The following is a 17,804-nucleotide window of genomic DNA, read 5'->3' on the forward strand; positions in this document are numbered from 1 at the left end:
AAGCCCCGCCGAAAAACGAGCGGGGCTTTCAACATTTGCTTTCAGTGACCGCTCATCGGGCGGTCTGGGCCTATTACTGCGACGGCCCGTTCGGGTTGAAAGCCGACAGACCTTTGAGGATATCGATGGCATAGGCCAGCTGATAATCCTGCTCGCGCAGCTCGGCGGTGGCTTCGGCGCGGGCGCGATCTTCTTCGATCTGACGGATTTCATCCTCGCTGAGGCTGTCATTGTTCAGGCTGCCGCGCAGGTCGGCCTCGGACCGGGAGGGACGGTTCGAGTCTTCCTCGTCCGTCACAGGCGCCGGGCGCGGCTGCTCGACGATGATGTCAGGGCTGACACCAAGCGCCTGGATCGAGCGACCCGACGGTGTGTAGTAACGCGATGTGGTCAGGCGCATCGCACCGTCACCGCGCAGCGGCATGACCGTTTGCACCGAACCTTTGCCAAAGCTCTTGGTGCCGACAACGATGGCACGGCGGTGATCCTGCAGCGCGCCGGCGACGATCTCGGACGCCGAAGCCGAGCCGCCATTGATCAGAACCACGATCGGTTTGCCTTCGGTCAGATCGCCGGGGGTGGCGTTGAATCGCTCTCCCTCGCCCGGATCACGGCCACGGGTCGAAACAATCTCGCCTTCATTCAGGAAGGCATCCGAAACCTTGATCGCCTGCGTTAACAAACCACCGGGGTTGTTGCGCAAATCCAGAACAAAGCCGTTGACCTTGTCGATGCCGCCAGCCTCTTCGATCTGTTCGTTCAGGCCTTCCTCGAGGTTGGGGAAAGTCTGGTCGTTGAAGGTTGTCACACGCAGCACGACGCTGGTGCCTTCGGTGCGGGCGCGCACAGCCGTCAGTTTGATGGTGTCACGGATGATGGTGACGTCAAACGGTTCCTGCTCACCTTCGCGCACAACGGTGATGACGATTTCCGAGCCGACCGGGCCGCGCATCAGATCGACCGCCTTGTCCAGCGTCAGGCCCAGAATGCTCTCGCCGTCGACGTGGGTGATGAAATCCCCTGCCTCGATACCCGCCGCATCGGCAGGCGTATCGTCGATGGGCGAGACGACTTTCACAAAGCCCTCTTCCTGGGTGACCTCGATACCCAGCCCACCGAACTCTCCACGGGTCTGTACCCGCATCTGCTCCGCGTCGTCGGGCGACAGATAGCTGGAATGCGGGTCCAATGAGGTTAGCATGCCATCAATCGCGGCTTCGATCAGTTCTTCGGGCTCGACCTCTTCGACATATTGCGCACGAATGCGCTCGAAAATATCGCCGAACAGGTCCAGCTGTTCATAGACGCTGGCATTGTTCTCGGCCTCCTGCGCCAGCAGAGGGCCGGCGATCTGGGTGGTCGCAATTATACCTGCCACGGTTCCGGCCAGACCGGCCATCATAAATTTCTTCATACGTGTTCATCCATCCTTGCTGGTCCGGAACCATGATTCCGGGTCCACGGGGCTGTTATCCTGTCTTACCTCTATATAGAGCGTTTCTGACCGGTCAGTTCCAGTGCCATCACCGCTTGTTGACAAAATAGCGCCGATTTCAGGCGTTTCTCCGGGCATCAGCCCGACCGGAGTTCCCTCGGGGATCACCTGCCCGGTATCGCCATAAACCTCTTGCAGGCCCGAAAACACGAACAAAAGTCCGGGTTGAGGCTCAAGTATCACCAGGTTCCCCAAGTCCAGAAGCGGTCCGCGATAGCGTATTGTGGCGGCTGTCGGCGAGGTCACAATTGCACGGGGACGCGTGCCCAAGACCACACCAGGACGTTTGACGCCAGCCGCATCCGTTTCCCCCGCGCGGTGCAGCAGGATACCCTGTGCAGGTAATGCGACCGCGCCCTTGCGGTCGGAGATATCGGCCTTAGTGTCGGCGATTTCCCCTTCCGCGATTTCCGACAGACCGCTTGCAAACCCTTCCAGCGTCTCCGTTGACGAGATCAGGATCGCGGTGCGCACCGGATCTTCGACAAAACGGCTGGGCAAGTCGGTTCGGTCGGCGATGGCGGTACTCAATTGTGTGCGAGCGGTTTGGACGCCGGCCAGTCCTTCGGTCAGGGTTTCGGCCGCACTTTGCTGCAACTGGCGCAGGGTCTGCACCTCTTGCAGATTGTGGGCGAGGGTCTGCGCGCGGGCGTTAAGGCCCGGCGTGACCTCGGACAGCATCATCCCCGCCCGGGCCGACCCGAGCGGCCCCGAGGGGTGCAGCATCAGTACCGGCGGGGCAGTCGTCTCAATGGTCTGCAACACGCCCAACAACTGTGCGATTTCTTTTTCACGGGTACGGAGTTCGGCGGTCAGTTGCGCCTCGCGCGTGGCGGCGCGGCGCAGGCCTTCGCGCATGGCAGTCAGACCGGCCTCAAAGGCCTGAATGGTTTCGGTCAAGGCGCGCACGCGGTCGCGGGCACTGTCCGCTTCGGTCAGGGCGACCGAAGCCCCCTCCAGCATCTGCGCCGCTTTCAGCGCGGCCGTGGCCGGGTCGGTTTGCGCGTGAACTGGTGTCATAAACAGTAGCGCCAGAAAAAGCGCGCGAATGGTCATGACAGCAGGCTCTTCCCGGTCATTTCCGGTGGCTGTTCCAACCCCATCAGCTGCAACAGGGTTGGCGCCAGATCAGACAGTCGTCCGTTGCGCAGCGTGGCGTCCGCCGGGCCGCCAACCAATGCCACAGGGACCGGGTTCAGTGTATGTGCAGTATGCGGCCCGCCGGTATCAGGATCGACCATCTGCTCGCAGTTGCCGTGGTCGGCGGTCACGATCATTGCGCCGCCTGCCTTTTTCAGCGCAGCAACAACTTGAGCCAAACCCTGATCCACGGCCTCACAGGCCTTGATCGCCGCCTGCAGGTCACCAGTGTGACCAACCATGTCCGGGTTGGCATAGTTGGTGACGATCAGGTCGTATCCCGCCTCAATCGCCTCTACGAACTTGGCGGTTACTTCGGCCGAGGACATCTCGGGCTGCAGATCATAGGTCGCCACTTTGGGCGATTTCGGCATAAAACGGTCTTCGCCCACTTCGGGTGTTTCTTTGCCGCCGTTGAGGAAGAAGGTGACGTGCGGGTATTTCTCGGTCTCGGCCAAGCGGAACTGGCGCAGGCCTTGTTTGGCGACCCATTCGCCCAGTGTGTTCACAATATCGCGCTTGGGAAACACTGTGGTCATATAGGCGTTGTGCCCGTCCGAGTATTCGACCATTCCCAGCAGGGCAGACAGTTGCGGGCGCGGGTCGGTGTCGAAATCGGCAAAACCTGGCTCACCAATCGCACGCAGAATCTCTCGTGCGCGGTCTGCGCGGAAGTTGAGACAGAAGAACCCGTCGCCGTCTTTCACGCCGTCGAAACCATCCAGAACCGTGGGCACGATGAACTCATCGGTTTCCGACTGGTTATAGGCATGGTCAATCGCGCCATGCGCGGAGGCAGCTGTACGGCCCTGCCCCGTGATCATTGCCTCATAGGCCTCACTGACGCGTTCCCACCGATTGTCGCGGTCCATCGCGAAATAGCGCCCGCTGACCGTGACTATACGCGCGCCTTCGGGCAGGCGGTCTTCCAGTTCGGAGATGTAGGTAAATGCCGATTTCGGAGCTACGTCGCGCCCATCGGTAATCGCGTGCAGCGCGACGGGAACGCCAGCGTCGGTTATCGCTTTGGCCGCGGCAACGATGTGGTTCAGGTGGCCGTGGACGCCGCCATCAGACACCAGCCCCATCAGATGCGCGATGCCGCCCGAGGATTTCACTTTGGCGATGAAATCCTGCAGGGCGTCGTTATTGAAGAATGAGCCATCCTCGATCGCCAGATCAATCTGCCCCAAGTCCATCGCCACAACACGGCCTGCTCCGATATTGGTGTGGCCGACCTCTGAGTTTCCCATCTGACCGCTGGGCAGGCCTACATCAGGCCCATGCGTTGTCAAAGTCGCGTGCGGACCAGCGGTCATGATCGCGTCGAAGGTCGGCGTGTTGGCCAGGAAGGGCGCGTTAGCTTTGGTGTCCTCGGACAGGCCCCAACCATCAAGAATGCACAGGACAACGGGTTTGGGGGCGGTCATTTCGGCTCTCCGGATTTCTGCTCTTGATCCGTCTTGTATCGCCTGACCACCGGCGGGTGAACCGCCTTTTGACCCGCGCCGGTCAGAATTAATAACGTTGCGGTTTGTCCTTGCCGATATATTCAGCAAAAGGCCGTGCTTTGCGCCCCCGGTATTTGACGGTCAGATCCAGCGGAGCCTCGTTTTCGTCATAGATCCCCAAGACAACCCCCCTTCCCCGGCTTTTCGTGCGCATCTCGATCAGTTGTTGTTCCGACCTGGTGGTGCGCTGCGACGGGCGGCGGGTCCAGGCAAAAAGGTGGTCGTACATCTCAGCGATGACCTCGACATGTTTGGCACTGCCGCCCAGATCTGTCAGCTCTTCCGGATCATTCTCCAGATCGAACAGGATTGGCCTGTGGCCACCTTCGCAATGGATCAGCTTCCATTTCTTGTTGGCGACCATGAACATCACCGCATCGCGGACGGACGCATTCAGCATTTCGGCGATGGGTGAGGCGGAGTAATCGTATTCGCAGATCACCACATTGCGCGGCGTTTCATCCTGTTGCCCATGCAGGATCGGCAGCAGAGAATGCCCTTCGAGGATATGTGAGGCGACGTCGCCGCCTGCCACATTCACAAAGGTCGGGGCGAGGTCGATGGATTCCACCAGCGTATCGCTAACGGTGCCGCGCGTCAGGTCTGCCTCGGGCGATGGGTCATAGATGATCAGTGGTATTTTGGTTGAGGCGTCGTGGAAGAAGGTCTTCTCGCCCATCCAGTGATCGCCTAGAAAATCGCCGTGATCCGAGGTTAGAACGATCATCGTGTCGTCCATCCGGCCGGTTTTCTCCATCCAGTCGAACAGACGGCCCATCTGATCGTCGGCCTGTTTGATCAGGCCCATATAGGCGGGGATCACTGCGTCTCGCACGTCCTGACGCGAGAAAGTCCGGCCGATTTTCGTGTCCATGAACGCGCGCAGCACCGGGTGGGCGTCTTCATGCTCGGTCTCGGACCGGATCACCGGCAGCACGTGCTCGGGCCCGTACATCGAGGCATAGGGTTCCGGCACGATATAGGGCCAGTGGGGCTTGATAAAGCTCAGGTGACAGCACCACGGGGCATCGTGGCTTTCCATGAATTCGATGCCACGACCCGTCAGGTATGGTGTTTCACTGTCCTCTTCGGCAATATTCGCCGCCTCGCTCGAGTTCTTCAGAAACCATCCGGAAAGCACGTTGCCATCCGCATCCAACCCGGAATTGGCAAAGTCGTGCCAGGGATTGTCACTTTCGTAACCTTTATCGTTGAGATACTCGTTATATTCTTTCGCCCCGTCCGGGTCATAGAACCCATCCGGGCCTTCGGGGCGCATACCGTCGTCACGTTCGTAGACGTCGAACCCGCATTCCGCCACGCGGGCGCCGATCAGGCTGTCGGGCTCCAGCCCCAGCCGCGCCATCCCCTCGGCATCCGCTTTCATATGGGTTTTGCCAACCAGCCAGCAGTCCATCCCCGCCTTGCGCAGATGGTCACCCATGGTGATCTCACCCACCTTTAGCGGGATACCGTTCCACGAGGCTCCATGCGAATGCACGTAGCGCCCGGTATAGGTGGACATGCGCGAGCTGCCGCAAATGGGAGATTGAATATAGGCCCGGTCGAACCGAACGCCCCGCGCGGCCAGACGGTCAATATTGGGAGTATGGAGGTGCGGGTGGCCGTAACAGCTCAGATAATCCCAGCGGAGCTGGTCGAACATGATGAACAGGATGTTTTTGGCTTTGGCCAAGGCATTGCCCCCCAAGTGTCTATGGGGACCTAGTTAGCCAATTCCCGGCCCTGGGCGAAGCGTAAACTACACCTCTGCCTGACGTTCCATCTGCTCCTGCATCTTCTTCGCGCGCTTGCACTGAAGCTTGTCCCGCAGCGGCGAGTTCGGATCGACGTCTTTCTGGCAAACTACGCATTTATCCGCGCCCGAGATCGCGTTCAGGCCGCCACAGCTGCCCTTGATGGTCTTGCCCATCAGCATCACGCCCAACGACATGCCTACCACGACGAGGGTCAGCAGAATGAAGGCCAGAATAAAGGTGCTCATCGTGGGTCCTACCGGTTAGTTGGTGCCAAGCGCGTCTTTGAACGCAGTGCTGTGAACGGTGATATAGGCTTCTTCGCCGCCTGTCACATCCCGTGAGATGAAATACACGGCAAGTTCATGCTTTTCGGCCAGTTCGAGGCCCTTTTCCTGTCCCAAAGCCAGCATCGCGGTGGCCCAGGCATCCGCCATCATCGCGTTTTCGGCCAGAACAGTGACCGAGGTCGTCCGGTGCGTGATCGGACGGCCTGTCGTCGGATCGATGATATGCGAATAGCGCACACCGTCCTGTTCGAAGAAATTCTTGTAATCGCCCGAGCTGGCCATACCCAGATCGCCCACCGATACGATCAGCTGCGGGGTTTGGGCTCCGGCCTGCGGTTTTTCGATGCCGATCCGCCAGGTTTCGTCCTTGTCGTTCTGACCCTTGGTGACCAGATCGCCGCCGATTTCTACCAGATAATCCTCGATCCCCGCTTCGCGCAGGGTCTCGGCCACGGCGTCGATACCATAGCCTTTGGCGATAGCAGACAGGTTGATGCCGACGCCGGGTTCGGATTTCGCCAGCGTGCCGGCCTCGGCATCCAGGGTCAGTAACCGGTTTTGGCCGACGCTGTTCAGCGCGACCTCAATCTCGACGTCCGAGGGCACCGGGTCTTCCGGCGTGCGCGGGCCAAAGCCCCACAGCTCGATCAATGGGCCAAGGGTAACGTCGAATATGCCACCAGTTTTCTCATGCACCTCATTCGCAGCTGCCATCACCAGTACAAATTCTTCGGACACCGGCATAGGATCGGTGCCGGTTGCGGCAGAAAAGGTGGAGACCTCGGAATTAGGGTCCCAGTTCGACATCTTGGAGTTGACCTCGGCCAAGGTTTCTTGGACCGCTGCGGCCAAAGCGTCCTCGTCCAGATCCTCGCCAATGGCGGTGATATTGAACGTCGTACCCATTGTCTCACCCGAAAGGCGAACCACTTCGGGCTCCTTGTCGAACAGGCAGGCGGACAATAGTGTGACAAAGGCCAGAACAGGCACAAGACGCATGGGGTGGTCTCCGAAAATTCAGTGCCCGGCATATGCCAGCCACCCTTGCCGAAGTCAAACCGGCGTCACAGCTTCAGCGGCAAAAAGCCCAGAACCAAAAGGCCGATCCCCGCAGGCACCCCGAACAACCACGCCCGTTTCTGCCATCCCGGCGCTTGCTGTTTCCACGCCATGCGGAAATTATGGCCGCAAACGACCACCGCAAAGAAAATCAACGCGGCCACGGGCGGGGTAAGGTACAGCTCGTTCAAAGGCTTAAGGTTCCTCTGCTGGCAGGAGATTCTGCCGATCAGTGCAAATGCACCCTATACAGGTCGTTTAGCTGCGCTAAGGTGAAAGGGAAAGACTTTGCAATAACCATGAAGGAGATTGCCCATGGCCCCAACCTCTTACCAATCGCCATCGCGTGGCGACAAGGCTGACAAGTCCACGTACAGCCAATCGACGGACTCGAACCTGTCGCACTCGCAGACAACCGTGGCCAAGTTGCTTGAAGGTAAAGGGGATGCGGTGTTTTCGGTGCGCCCGAACGAAACGATCCATTCCGTGGTCAACACACTCAAGGAAAAGCGGATTGGGGCGGTGCTGGTGACCGACCAGAACGGCACCTTGCAGGGCATCCTGTCCGAGCGCGACATCGTGCGGCGCATGGCGGACACGCCCGGCCAGACCCTGCCGCAAGCGGTCGAGGACCTGATGACACGCGAGGTAAAGACCTGCGCGCCGGATGACTACCTGAACGACGTTCTGAAAACTATGACTGAAGGCCGGTTCCGCCACATGCCGGTTCTGCGTGACGGCAACCTGTGCGGCGTCATCACCATCGGCGACGTGGTGCATTTCCGCCTGAAAGAGCTGGAATACGAAGCGCTTCGCATGAAGCAGATGATTGTCGGCTAGGCATTTCTGTCCAGAAACCCCTTGACCTTGCACCGGTGACAGTATCCCTGATGCGTCAAAGATAGCGTTGAGGTCGAGGGTTGCATGAAACGGGTTCTGGTCACGGGCACGGCGGGATTTATCGGGTTCCATCTGGCAAAGCTGCTGCTGTCCGAAGGATTTCGCGTGCATGGCTATGACGGGATGACGAACTATTACGACGTTACCCTGAAACAGCGTCGCCACCAGATGCTGTTGCAAACACCGGGATTTTCGGCGACCGAGGATTTGCTGGAAAACCACGAACGCCTGATGCAGGTCGCCGATGATTTTCAGCCCGAGGTGATCGTCCACCTCGCCGCGCAGGCCGGGGTGCGCTACAGCCTTGAAGACCCGCGCAGCTATGTCAGCTCGAACGTGGTCGGAACTTTCAACGTGATGGAGGTTGCGCGTGAACACGATGTTGAGCACCTTCTGATGGCCTCGACATCCTCGATTTACGGCGCAAATGAGAAGATGCCTTTTGCCGAAACGGACAAGGCGGACAACCAACTGACGATTTACGCGGCCACCAAAAAAGCCAATGAGGCGATGGCCCATTCCTACGCCCATCTGTGGAACCTGCCGACCACCATGTTCCGGTTCTTCACTGTCTACGGCACCTGGGGGCGGCCCGATCTGGCCTATTTCAAGTTCACCGAATCGATCCTGCAAGACCGACCCATCGACATTTACAACAACGGCGACATGTATCGGGATTTTACCTATGTCGACGATCTGGTGCGGGGGATACGGCTGCTGATCGACGCGGCTCCGGTCCGACCGCAGAGCAAGGATGACATTGCTGAAGGCGACAGCCTGTCACCGATCGCGCCGTTCCGCATCGTCAATATCGGGAACTCAGATAAGGTGCGCCTGATGGACTTCATTGAGGCGATCGAAGATGCGCTCGGCAAGAAAGCGGTGCGAAACTACATGCCGATGCAGAAAGGCGATGTGCCCGCTACCTGGGCAGATACCAATCTGTTGCAGAGCCTCACTGGTTATAAGCCGACAACGGACATCAGCTGGGGCATGAAGGAATTCGTGGCCTGGTATAGGGACTTCTACCAAAAGCCTGAATGAAAAAAACCGGCGCTGTGTGCGCCGGTTTTTCGCTTCTTACCCGCCGAAATCGTCGAGCATGATGTCTTCGCGGTCCACGCCCAGATCCAGCAGCATGTTGATGACCGATTGGTTCATGATCGGCGGACCACACATGTAGAACTCACAGTCCTCGGGCGCTGGGTGGTTCTTGAGGTATTCCTCGAAGAGAACGTTGTGGATGAAGCCGGTGTAACCCTTCCAATCATCTTCGGGCTGCGCATCCGACAGAGCGACATGCCATTCGAAGTTGTCGAACTCCTTCGCCAGGTTGTCGAAGTCCTCGACAAAGAACATCTCTTTCTTGGACCGTGCGCCGTACCAAAAGCTGATTTTGCGGTCGCGGTTTTCCAGACGCTTGAGCTGATCGAAGATGTGGCTGCGCATGGGCGCCATGCCTGCGCCACCGCCAATAAAGACCATCTCTTTTTGGGTGTCGCGTGCAAAGAACTCTCCGAACGGACCCGAGATGGTGACCTTATCACCCGGTTTCAGGTTGAAGATGTAGGATGACATCTGACCCGCCGGAATGCCTTCTGATCCCGGAGGCGGCGAGGCAACGCGGACGTTCAGCATGATCATACCTTTTTCGTCCGGATAGTTGGCCATCGAATACGCGCGTTCGATTGGTTCGTTCACAACCGACTCGTACTGCCAAAGGTTAAAACGATCCCAGTCCTCGCGGTATTCCTCTTCCACATCGAAATCGGTGTACTTCAACGCATGCGCAGGGGCTTCGATCTGGATATAACCGCCAGCGCGGAAATTCACATCTTCGCCCTCCGGCAGATCCAGCGTCAGCGCCTTGATGAAGGTTGCCACGTTTTCATTCGAACGAACCGTGCATTCCCATTTCTTGACGCCAAAGACCTCTTCAGGGACTTCGATGTTCATGTCCTGCTTGACCGCAACCTGACAGGACAGGCGGTCGCCGCAGGCCGCTTCACGTTTGGTGATATGGCTTTCCTCGGTCGGCAGGATAGACCCACCGCCCGAATGCACACGCACGCGGCACTGCGCACAAGTTCCACCGCCACCACAGGCCGACGGGACGAACAGCTTCTCAGCCGCCAGTGTTTGCAGAAGTTTTCCGCCCGCAGGAACGGAGATGGTTTTCTCACCATTGATGGTGATGTTCACATCTCCGGTCGAAACCAGTTTCGAGCGCGCGGCCATAATGATGGCAACCAGCGCAATAACGATCAGGGTAAAAAGGACGACGCCTAGGCTAAAAGTTTCCATCGACGCCTCCTTACAGCTTCACGCCCGAGAAAGACATGAAGGCCATCGCCATCAGTCCCGCGGTGATGAAGGTGATACCTAGACCCTGCAAACCATCCGGAATGTCCGAATATTTCAGCTTTTCGCGCACGCCTGCCATCGCGGTGATCGCCAGCGCCCAACCAAAGCCCGAAGACAGACCATAGGTCGCGGCCTCGGCAAAGTTATAGTCACGCTCAACCATGAACAGCGAGCCGCCCAGAATGGCGCAGTTCACAGTGATCAGCGGCAGGAAGATCCCCAGCGCGTTATAGAGGGGCGGGAAGTACTTATCCAATACCATCTCAAGGATCTGAACCATCGCAGCGATCACGCCGATGTAGGAAATCAGGCCAAGGAAAGTCAGGTCCACATCCGGGAAGCCGGCCCAGGCCAGCGCACCCGGCTTCAGCAGATAGCTGAGCAGCAGGTTGTTCGTCGGCACGGTGATCGCCTGCACAACCATCACCGAGATGCCCAGACCCAGCGCGGTCGAGATCTTCTTGGACACGGCGATGAAGGTACACATCCCCAGGAAGAAGCTGAGCGCAAGGTTTTCGACAAAGATGGCCTTTACGGCCAGTGAGATCAGACCTTCCATCAGTGGGCCTCTACCTGCTGAATTTTGTATTCACGCTCTTCCACCTGGTTCGGCTTCCATGTGCGGAAGGCCCAGATGATCAGACCGATGATGAAGAACGCCGACGGTGGCAGCAGCAGCATGCCGTTGGGCACGTACCAGCCACCGTTGTTGATGGTCTCCAGAATGGTGACGCCAAACAGAGATCCGGCACCGAACAGCTCACGGATAAAGCCGACCAGCATCAGGATCAGGCCATAGCCCATTCCGTTGCCCACGCCGTCGATAAACGACGCCATCGGCGGGTTCTTCATCGCAAACGCTTCGGCGCGGCCCATCACGATACAGTTGGTGATGATCAGACCAACGAAAACCGACAGGGTTTTCGAAATCTCAAAGGCATAGGCCTTGAGAACCTGATCCACAAGGATCACCAGCGAGGCGATGATCACCATCTGCACGATGATCCGGATCGAACCCGGGATCTGGTTGCGTAGGATCGAGATGAACATCGACGAGAAAGCGGTCACGAAGGTCACCGCCAGCGCCATCACAAAGGCCACCTGCAACGACGAGGTCACCGCCAGCGCGGAACAGATACCCAGAACCTGCAGCGTGATCGGGTTGTTGTCGACAAGCGGGTCGACCAGCATCTCTTTCTTGGTCTGAGACATCAGAGTTCTCCTGCTTGCAGTTTGGCCAGAAACGGAGCGTAGCCCGCGTCACCCATCCAGAATTTCACCAGGTTATCGACACCCACGGACGTCAACGTGGCACCAGCCAGCGCATCAACATAGAAATCGGGCCCGGCTGCGGGTTGCGATTTGGCGACGGTGATCTGCAGATCGCCCGCGTCATCACGCAGTTTCTTGCCGCTCCACAGCGCTTTCCAGCGCGGGTTGTCCACCTCGGCTCCCAGGCCCGGAGTCTCACCATGCTGATAGAATTGCAGGCCGTAGATATCGTTGCCGTTATTCTCCAGCGCGATAAAGCCATAGAGCGTCGACCACAGGCCATAGCCGTGCAGCGGCAGGATCACCTTATCCAGCGCGCCCGCATCGTCACGCAGCAGATAGATCACGCGGTAGTTTGCCTTGCGGCCGATCCCTGCCGGGTCGTCATCCAGCGCGACGCTCAGCTCGGGGTCGCTGGCGGCGGCGATATCGTCGAACGTGGCCGGGTCGAACTGATCGTCGACGAAGTCTCCGGTGGACAGCTCCAGCACATGCGGCTCGAATGCGGCGAAGGCTTCGGAGACGTCGATGCCGGGCTCATAAACGCCCGCCACCTGCAGAACGTTTACCTGCTTGTCTTTCAGGGCGTTGGCTTCCTGCACCGGGCGCAGGCTGACCGCAGCGGCGGACACGACCATCGAGGCCACAAGGCAGACAGCCACGGCGATGAAGATCGTTTTGCCAACCGAATCCGGCGAGGCCGCCAGAAACTTGGCAATCGCGCCTTTTGGTTCTTGGGATTGCGTATCAGACATGGCGACGCGCCCTCCGTTTGATGTTGGCCTGAACGACGAAATAGTCGATCAGCGGTGCAAAGACGTTGCCGAACAGGATGGCCAGCATCATGCCTTCGGGGAAAGCCGGGTTGAGGACGCGGATCAGCACAACCATGACACCGATCAGCGCGCCATAGATGTAGCGGCCCAGATTGGTGTGGCTTGCGGATACCGGTTCGGTGACCATGAACGCCAGGCCGAACGCATACCCGCCCAGCACGACATGCCAATACCACGGCATCGCAAACATCGGGTTGGTGTTCGACCCGATCAGGTTCAGCAGCCACGTGAACACGATCGTCCCGGCCAGACAGCCCACGATCAATCGGTAATTGGCGATCTTGGTCACCAGCAGGAAGACCAAACCGATAATACAAGCCAGCGTCGAGGTTTCTCCAAAGCTGCCCTGAATGGTGCCGTAGAAGGCGCTCCACCAGGTGATGCCCTCGGCGGCCAGCGCCTGCATCCCGTCGGCTGCGGAAACGGCCAGCGCCGTGGCGCCCGAAAACCCGTCAACCGGGGTCCAGACCGCGTCACCCGACATCTGCGCTGGATAGGCGAAATACAGGAAAGCCCGGCCCACCAGCGCGGGGTTGAGGAAGTTCTTGCCGGTGCCGCCAAACACCTCTTTGCCGATCACGACGCCGAAGATGATGCCCAATGCCACCTGCCACAGCGGCGTGGTGGCCGGCATGATCAGCGTGTAAAGCATCGAGGTCACAAGGAAACCCTCGTTTACCTCGTGTCCGCGTACAGTGGCGAAGATGACCTCGAAAATACCGCCTGCGACCAGTGTCACTATATAGATCGGCAGGAAGTACAAAAGTCCGTGCATGACGTTGGCGAAGATGCTGGACGGGTCCAGCGAAATGCCGAACATCTGCAGCAGGGCGATCCGCCAACCCGTGGCCGACTCCGGCCCCAGCGTGGCAATGGCCGAGTTTGCCTGATAGCCGGTGTTCCACATCCCCCACAGGATACAGGGGATCGTCGCGATCACGACATAGGTCATGATCCGCTTCATATCCACATAGGACCGTGCATGGGGGGCGACGGTGGTTACGGTTTTCGGAGTGTAGATAAAGCTTTCGACCATCTCGTAGATGGGGAATAACTTCTCGTACTTGCCGCCCTTGGTAAAGTTCGGCTCGATCCGGTCAAAGAAGCTGCGCAAACCCATTCGGATTAGCCCTCCTTTTCAATCTTGGTCAGGCAGTCGCGCAGCGCCAGCCCGTATTCATATTTCGCCGGACAGGCAAAGCCCACAAGGCCCAGATCCTCTTCGTCCAGCTCCAAAGCACCCAGTGCCTGAGCGGTGTCGGTATCCATCACCAGCAATGCCCGCAGCAGCTGTGTCGGCAGGTAATCCTGCGGCATCAGCTCTTCGAACGTCCCTGTAGGCACCATCGCACGGCGGCCACCGTTCAGGTTGCTGGTCAGTTTATAGAGTTTGCGCGCAAAGGCCGAGCCCAGCACCGGCTGGACCGCGAACTTCGAGGGCATCGGAAGAATCCAGCCCATCGTGATCTGATCTTGATCCTCGCGAATGATGCTGATCTGACGGGCAAAACGGCCCAGATAGGCGGTCGGGCCCTCGGCCTGCACACCAGACAGGATCGAGCCCGAGATGATCCGGGCGGTGCCGTCTACATCAATCTCGTCGCGGGTCAGGTCATCGGTCGAGGCGCCCATCACAGTTCGGATCAGACGCGGTTGCCGCGCGCCGGGGCCGCTGAGTGCGATCACAACGTTGGGGTCCAGATGCCCGGTTTGGAACAACCGGCCAATGGCAATCACATCCTGATAGCCAATGGTCCAGACCTGCTTGTCGCCGGCCAGCGGCTCAAGGAAGTGAATATGCGTGCCCGCCAGACCCGCTGGGTGCGGACCCGAAAAGCCCGCGGCTTCGACACCCGCCACATCTGCACCCGGAATGGAATCGCCGTCCTTGTGACACAGATAGGTTTTGCCCTCGGTCAGCTTGGAGATCGCACCCAAGCCCGCGGCAAATGCCTCACCCGCATCGGCAATGATCATGGCCGCGTCGGCTGCCAGCGGTTCGCTGTCCATCGCGGTTACGAAAATCGCCGCCGGTTTGGTGCCCGGTGCCGGCATTTTCGAATATGGCCGCGTGCGGAAAGCCGTCCACAGGCCCGCCGTGCACAGCTTGTCGGTCACGCCTTCGGCGCTGTCACCGTTGCCGACGCCCGAGAAATCAACACCCGCGTCGTTTGGGTCCGAAACCTCGATCACGACGCTCTGCAAAACACGCCGGGCGCCACGGTTGATGGCGACGACCTTACCGCTGAGCGGCGCAACCATCATCGCCTCGGGTACATCCTTGTGGCAAAACAGTGGTGTGCCGCGCTGAACCGTGTCACCTTCCTGAACCAGCATTCGCGGTTTCAGGCCAAGGTAGTCGCCCCCCAACACTCCAACAGATTTGAATTCTGGTCCCGGATGGATGGTTTGTTCCGGTGCGCCCTGCACCGGCAACTCCAACCCTTTTTTCAGTTTGAAAGTTTGCATGTCGCTACTGTCTTCCAAGCCTCTTTACCTGTGCCAGCCATGCCGACACCTTTTCAGGGTCAGACAATAACGCGGGATTTTCAAACAGTCGTCGCAAAAGCGTCGAAATGCGTCCGAATTCCGCGGGCGTAGTTCTGATTGGGGGTCCTTTACGCGGGGATGATGCTAAAAGCAAACCTGTTACCGTCTAAACTGCACTTTGAATGGCACTTTCCTCGGAAGATTTACGTTTTGTCGCAGCACAATTTGCGTGTCGCACCCGGAAAGCTTCCGGTGTAAGCACATCCAATGGAACAGACGAGCGATCTTGAGATTTTTCTGGTGGCCACCCCGGGCCTTGAAGCGCCATTGTACGCCGAAGCCGTTGAGAAGGGATTCGCAGGCACCAAAACCGTACCCGGCGGGGTGAGCTGCCGAGGTGCTTGGCCCGAGGTCTGGCGCGCAAATCTGTGCCTGCGCGGTGCCAACAAGGTTCTGGTCCGTTTGGGAAGTTTCCCGGCGGTTCACCTGGCACAACTCGACAAACGGGCGCGTAAGTTTCCCTGGTCTGATTTCCTGCGCCACGACATTCCGGTCAAGGTCGAGGCCACCAGCCGCAAGTCGCGTATTTACCATGCAGGCGCTGCCCGTCAGAGGATCGAGCGGGCAATCACGGACACATTAGGCACACCGATTTCGTCAGACGCGGGCCTGCGGGTTTTGCTGCGGATCGAAAAGGATATCTGCACCTTGTCTGTCGACACTTCGGGCGAGCCATTGCACAAGCGCGGCCACAAACCGGCAGTTGCCAAGGCGCCGATGCGCGAAACCATGGCCGCCATGTTCCTGCGAGAGTGCGGCTTTGACGGTTCCGAGCCCGTTCTGGACCCTATGTGCGGTTCGGGGACATTTGTTATCGAAGCAGCCGAAATTGCCTTGGCGTTGAATCCTGGACGGTCCCGCCGTTTTGCTTTCGAAGACCTGCGAGAATTCGATTCCGAGGCATGGGCCGCGATGCAACAGAGCGGCCCACGATCAGAAACGGAAACGGTGTATTATGGGTCGGATCGAAACGCAGGTGCTGTTGAGGTGGCCAGTACGAATGCCGAGCGCTCTGGAGTTGCCGCGCACACACGGTTTCGGTGCAGTTCGGTCAGTGACATCAAACCTCCCGTTGGTTCTTCGGGTCTTGTCATCGTTAACCCGCCATATGGCGCCAGAATCGGGGATGAAAAGCGCCTGCGCTCTTTGTATGGCAGCTTAGGAAAAGCTCTGATGTCCCGGTTCAGCGGATGGCGAGTTGGAATAGTGACCAGCAACCAGTCGCTTGCTCGCGCAACCCGCCTTCCATTGTTGGCCCCGGGGCCCATAGTAGATCATGGCGGCACGAAAATCCGGCTGTACCGAACCGAACCCCTGCCCTGACGGCAATTCTGCATCATCCGCCTGACTGGAATTCCCGCGAAGGGCTTCAAAAACCCTCTTGCACATCCAAATTGCCGGGTATAGATCACCCGCCACGGTCGGAGTGTAGCTCAGCCTGGTAGAGCACTGTCTTCGGGAGGCAGGGGTCGGAGGTTCGAATCCTCTCACTCCGACCAAATCAACTGCTTGATGTGTAACGCATCTTCGGCGGTTGGTGATACGGCGACGCCTCGCTGCCTGTCTGATCGCTGCACCTCCGCTGCACTCAGCACGACATCTACTGCACCAAGCACGTCCATCACCGCACAAGGAGAGATGCGAGATGGCGACGATCAACAAACGCCCGAGTGGCAAGTGGCAAGCTACAGTGCGACGTGCGGGCCGATCAGCAAGCAAGACGTTCACCAAGCGGGCTGATGCCGCGAAGTGGGCACGCGACACCGAGGCCGAAACCGAACGCACTGGTAAGGTGCGTCGCAGCATCTTGGCCGATGCAAATGCTGTACAAACGCTAACCTTGGCAGAGGCGCTGCATCGGCTGGCCGAAGAGATGACGGGCGAGCGGTGGAGGTTGCAGGCACTCGCACGCACGAAGCTGGCAAGGTTGCGCATCGAAGTACTAACCGTGGTCGAGGTGACATCATGGCGCGAACAACGATTGCGAGAGGCCAAACCATCGACCGTAGTACGCGAGATGTCACTGATGCAGACAGCAATCGACCGCTTGCTTAGTGATGCCGCCAACGAAGGAGCGACACAGAATCCACTGCGGCACGTGAAGCGACCACGTGTTTATGATCGTCGCGAACGCAGGTTGACAGACCGCGAGTGGCAGCGGTTGTTGAAAGCTGCCAAAGGGTGCTTAAACCCGCTGATGCGCCCCTTGCTCTTGCTGGCCCGTGAGACTGCGATGCGTCGAGGCGAGTTGCTGTCGATGGAGTGGCAACACGTTGACTTTGATTCTTGCACGGTACTGCTACCGAAGACCAAGAACGGGCACGCAAGACTGGTGCCGTTATCACCACGTGCTATTGCAGTTCTTGCCGAGTTACCCTGTGATGACGAGCGCGTCATCCCGATGACAACAAACGCGGTTCGGTTGGCCTGGCAACGGTTGCGTGCGCGGGCTGGCCTCAGTGACATCAGGTTGCACGATCTGCGAGCGCAGGCTGCGACCGACAAGCTACTCGATGGTTGGTCGGTTGCCGAGGTCCAAGTTCTAACAGGTCATCGTGACCCCGGCGTTTTGCTCGAACGCTACGCTAGACTTAGAGCAACAGACCTGGTTGCGAAGATGCGATCCTGAT

Annotated in this window: 17 protein-coding genes and 1 tRNA gene; 5 read left to right on the forward strand and 13 right to left on the reverse strand. The window is 58.7% G+C overall.

Translation table 11 applies throughout. The annotated features are described in order from the left end of the window. Nucleotides 1-73: 73 nt before the first annotated feature. From ACR0IK_RS11415 to ACR0IK_RS11445, 7 genes are all read right to left on the reverse strand, one after another. Nucleotides 74-1,414 (reverse strand): S41 family peptidase, encoded by a 1,341-nt coding sequence (locus tag ACR0IK_RS11415; RefSeq protein WP_480641575.1) that lies wholly within the window; start codon nucleotides 1,412-1,414, stop codon nucleotides 74-76. A gap of 6 nt (nucleotides 1,415-1,420) precedes the next feature. Continuing rightward, nucleotides 1,421-2,551: a murein hydrolase activator EnvC family protein gene (locus ACR0IK_RS11420; RefSeq protein ID WP_480641576.1), complete on the reverse strand. Its 1,131-nt coding sequence runs from the start codon at nucleotides 2,549-2,551 to the stop codon at nucleotides 1,421-1,423. Beyond that, nucleotides 2,548-4,065, reverse strand: a complete 1,518-nt coding sequence (gene gpmI, locus ACR0IK_RS11425; protein ID WP_480641577.1) for a 2,3-bisphosphoglycerate-independent phosphoglycerate mutase — start codon at nucleotides 4,063-4,065, stop codon at nucleotides 2,548-2,550. The genes ACR0IK_RS11420 and gpmI overlap by 4 nt, the downstream gene beginning before the upstream one ends. Nucleotides 4,066-4,153: 88 nt before the next feature. Beyond that, nucleotides 4,154-5,812 (reverse strand): sulfatase-like hydrolase/transferase, encoded by a 1,659-nt coding sequence (locus tag ACR0IK_RS11430; RefSeq protein WP_480641721.1) that lies wholly within the window; start codon nucleotides 5,810-5,812, stop codon nucleotides 4,154-4,156. A gap of 96 nt (nucleotides 5,813-5,908) precedes the next feature. Further along, nucleotides 5,909-6,151, reverse strand: coding sequence for a (Na+)-NQR maturation NqrM (gene nqrM, locus ACR0IK_RS11435; RefSeq protein WP_480591164.1), 243 nt, complete (start codon nucleotides 6,149-6,151; stop codon nucleotides 5,909-5,911). 15 nt (nucleotides 6,152-6,166) lie between these two features. After that, nucleotides 6,167-7,192 carry an FAD:protein FMN transferase gene (locus ACR0IK_RS11440; protein ID WP_480591168.1) on the reverse strand — a complete coding sequence of 342 codons (1,026 nt, stop codon included), beginning with the start codon at nucleotides 7,190-7,192 and terminating at the stop codon, nucleotides 6,167-6,169. Nucleotides 7,193-7,257: 65 nt separating this feature from the next. Beyond that, the gene (locus ACR0IK_RS11445; protein WP_170401628.1) at nucleotides 7,258-7,443 is read right to left on the reverse strand and encodes a hypothetical protein; all 186 of its coding nucleotides are present in this window, start codon (nucleotides 7,441-7,443) and stop codon (nucleotides 7,258-7,260) included. Between the two features lie 124 nt (nucleotides 7,444-7,567). On the opposite strand from ACR0IK_RS11445, the gene ACR0IK_RS11450 reads away from it, so the two are divergent. Further along, a complete protein-coding gene (locus ACR0IK_RS11450) occupies nucleotides 7,568-8,092 on the forward strand; it encodes a CBS domain-containing protein (protein WP_480591170.1) in 525 nt (174 codons plus the stop codon). Between the two features lie 84 nt (nucleotides 8,093-8,176). After that, nucleotides 8,177-9,196, forward strand: a complete 1,020-nt coding sequence (locus tag ACR0IK_RS11455) for an NAD-dependent epimerase/dehydratase family protein (protein WP_480641578.1) — start codon at nucleotides 8,177-8,179, stop codon at nucleotides 9,194-9,196. A 36-nt stretch (nucleotides 9,197-9,232) separates the two neighbouring features. On the opposite strand, the gene nqrF is transcribed toward ACR0IK_RS11455, so the two are convergent. Genes nqrF through ACR0IK_RS11485 form a run of 6 tightly spaced genes read right to left on the reverse strand, consistent with a single transcriptional unit; the run spans nucleotide 9,233 to nucleotide 15,093 of the window. Then, nucleotides 9,233-10,456: an NADH:ubiquinone reductase (Na(+)-transporting) subunit F gene (gene nqrF / locus ACR0IK_RS11460; RefSeq protein ID WP_480641579.1), complete on the reverse strand. Its 1,224-nt coding sequence runs from the start codon at nucleotides 10,454-10,456 to the stop codon at nucleotides 9,233-9,235. Between the two features lie 10 nt (nucleotides 10,457-10,466). Beyond that, nucleotides 10,467-11,075, reverse strand: coding sequence for an NADH:ubiquinone reductase (Na(+)-transporting) subunit E (gene nqrE / locus ACR0IK_RS11465; protein WP_010441340.1), 609 nt, complete (start codon nucleotides 11,073-11,075; stop codon nucleotides 10,467-10,469). Next, complete coding sequence (locus ACR0IK_RS11470) at nucleotides 11,075-11,728, reverse strand: NADH:ubiquinone reductase (Na(+)-transporting) subunit D (RefSeq protein ID WP_170326472.1); 654 nt, start codon at nucleotides 11,726-11,728, stop codon at nucleotides 11,075-11,077. Before ACR0IK_RS11470 ends, nqrE begins: the two co-directional genes overlap by 1 nt. Beyond that, nucleotides 11,728-12,543, reverse strand: coding sequence for a Na(+)-translocating NADH-quinone reductase subunit C (locus ACR0IK_RS11475; RefSeq protein WP_480641580.1), 816 nt, complete (start codon nucleotides 12,541-12,543; stop codon nucleotides 11,728-11,730). The genes ACR0IK_RS11470 and ACR0IK_RS11475 overlap by 1 nt, the downstream gene beginning before the upstream one ends. Then, the gene (locus tag ACR0IK_RS11480) at nucleotides 12,536-13,744 is read right to left on the reverse strand and encodes an NADH:ubiquinone reductase (Na(+)-transporting) subunit B (RefSeq protein ID WP_480641581.1); all 1,209 of its coding nucleotides are present in this window, start codon (nucleotides 13,742-13,744) and stop codon (nucleotides 12,536-12,538) included. The genes ACR0IK_RS11475 and ACR0IK_RS11480 overlap by 8 nt, the downstream gene beginning before the upstream one ends. Nucleotides 13,745-13,749: 5 nt before the next feature. Further along, complete coding sequence (locus ACR0IK_RS11485) at nucleotides 13,750-15,093, reverse strand: Na(+)-translocating NADH-quinone reductase subunit A (RefSeq protein ID WP_480641582.1); 1,344 nt, start codon at nucleotides 15,091-15,093, stop codon at nucleotides 13,750-13,752. 288 nt (nucleotides 15,094-15,381) lie between these two features. Here ACR0IK_RS11485 and ACR0IK_RS11490 point away from each other — a divergent pair, with 288 nt between their 5' ends. The 3 genes from ACR0IK_RS11490 to ACR0IK_RS11500 all read left to right on the forward strand — a co-directional run bounded on the left by ACR0IK_RS11490 (nucleotide 15,382) and on the right by ACR0IK_RS11500 (nucleotide 17,803). Continuing rightward, nucleotides 15,382-16,497, forward strand: a complete 1,116-nt coding sequence (locus ACR0IK_RS11490) for a THUMP domain-containing class I SAM-dependent RNA methyltransferase (RefSeq protein ID WP_480641583.1) — start codon at nucleotides 15,382-15,384, stop codon at nucleotides 16,495-16,497. 99 nt (nucleotides 16,498-16,596) lie between these two features. Next, nucleotides 16,597-16,673: transfer RNA gene (locus ACR0IK_RS11495), tRNA-Pro, on the forward strand. 146 nt (nucleotides 16,674-16,819) lie between these two features. After that, the gene (locus ACR0IK_RS11500; protein ID WP_480641584.1) at nucleotides 16,820-17,803 is read left to right on the forward strand and encodes a tyrosine-type recombinase/integrase; all 984 of its coding nucleotides are present in this window, start codon (nucleotides 16,820-16,822) and stop codon (nucleotides 17,801-17,803) included. Nucleotide 17,804: the final 1 nt, after the last annotated feature.

The organism is Ruegeria sp. BF7 (genome assembly GCF_056538605.1).